This window comes from Frigoribacterium sp. PhB116 (assembly GCF_004364285.1).
Classification (GTDB): domain Bacteria; phylum Actinomycetota; class Actinomycetes; order Actinomycetales; family Microbacteriaceae; genus Frigoribacterium.
The window spans coordinates 1-1,692 of the sequence record NZ_SOBE01000008.1 but is presented as its reverse complement, the minus strand read 5'-3'; the positions used below and the strand labels follow the sequence as shown (position 1 = coordinate 1,692).

Genomic DNA, 1,692 nt, shown 5'->3' with positions numbered 1-1,692 from the left:
TCCCCGTGTATACCGCGGGGCTGGTACATGCTCCTTAGAAAGGAGGTGATCCAGCCGCACCTTCCGGTACGGCTACCTTGTTACGACTTAGTCCTAATCACCGATCCCACCTTCGACAGCTCCATCCCACAAGGGGTTAGGCCACTGGCTTCGGGTGTTACCGACTTTCATGACTTGACGGGCGGTGTGTACAAGGCCCGGGAACGTATTCACCGCAGCGTTGCTGATCTGCGATTACTAGCGACTCCGACTTCATGAGGTCGAGTTGCAGACCTCAATCCGAACTGAGACCGGCTTTTTGGGATTCGCTCCACCTTACGGTATCGCAGCCCTTTGTACCGGCCATTGTAGCATGCGTGAAGCCCAAGACATAAGGGGCATGATGATTTGACGTCATCCCCACCTTCCTCCGAGTTGACCCCGGCAGTCTCCTATGAGTTCCCACCATTACGTGCTGGCAACATAGAACGAGGGTTGCGCTCGTTGCGGGACTTAACCCAACATCTCACGACACGAGCTGACGACAACCATGCACCACCTGTATACCGACCTTGCGGGGCGACCATCTCTGGCCGTTTCCGGTATATGTCAAGCCTTGGTAAGGTTCTTCGCGTTGCATCGAATTAATCCGCATGCTCCGCCGCTTGTGCGGGCCCCCGTCAATTCCTTTGAGTTTTAGCCTTGCGGCCGTACTCCCCAGGCGGGGAACTTAATGCGTTAGCTGCGACACGGAGACCGTGGAATGGTCCCCACATCTAGTTCCCAACGTTTACGGCGTGGACTACCAGGGTATCTAATCCTGTTCGCTCCCCACGCTTTCGCTCCTCAGCGTCAGTTACGGCCCAGAGATCTGCCTTCGCCATCGGTGTTCCTCCTGATATCTGCGCATTCCACCGCTACACCAGGAATTCCAATCTCCCCTACCGCACTCTAGTCTGCCCGTACCCACTGCAGGCTGGGGGTTGAGCCCCCAGATTTCACAGCAGACGCGACAAACCGCCTACGAGCTCTTTACGCCCAATAATTCCGGACAACGCTTGCACCCTACGTATTACCGCGGCTGCTGGCACGTAGTTAGCCGGTGCTTTTTCTGCAGGTACCGTCACTTTCGCTTCTTCCCTACTAAAAGAGGTTTACAACCCGAAGGCCGTCGTCCCTCACGCGGCGTTGCTGCATCAGGCTTGCGCCCATTGTGCAATATTCCCCACTGCTGCCTCCCGTAGGAGTCTGGGCCGTGTCTCAGTCCCAGTGTGGCCGGTCACCCTCTCAGGCCGGCTACCCGTCGTCGCCTTGGTGAGCCATTACCTCACCAACTAGCTGATAGGCCGCGAGTCCATCCTTGACCAAAATTCTTTCCAACTCCTAGCCATGCGGCTGAAGCTCGTATCCGGTATTAGACGCCGTTTCCAGCGCTTATCCCAGAGTCAAGGGCAGGTTACTCACGTGTTACTCACCCGTTCGCCACTAATCCCCCCAGCAAGCTGGAGTTCATCGTTCGACTTGCATGTGTTAAGCACGCCGCCAGCGTTCGTCCTGAGCCAGGATCAAACTCTCCGTAAAAGAAAAAACAGAACCACCGGAAAAAGGTGATAACTGCTGAATTTGATGCTGACTGAAAGAACAAAACAATCTGACGATTGTTGATTGTCCGTCAATCTCAAAGAAACCTAAACACCATCGACGACCGAAGCC

1 rRNA gene is annotated in these 1,692 nt (G+C 55.2%); it reads right to left on the bottom strand.

From position 1 onward, the window contains the following. Nucleotides 1-38: 38 nt before the first annotated feature. Nucleotides 39-1,560, bottom strand: a 16S ribosomal RNA gene (locus tag EDF20_RS15530). Nucleotides 1,561-1,692 lie beyond the last annotated feature (132 nt).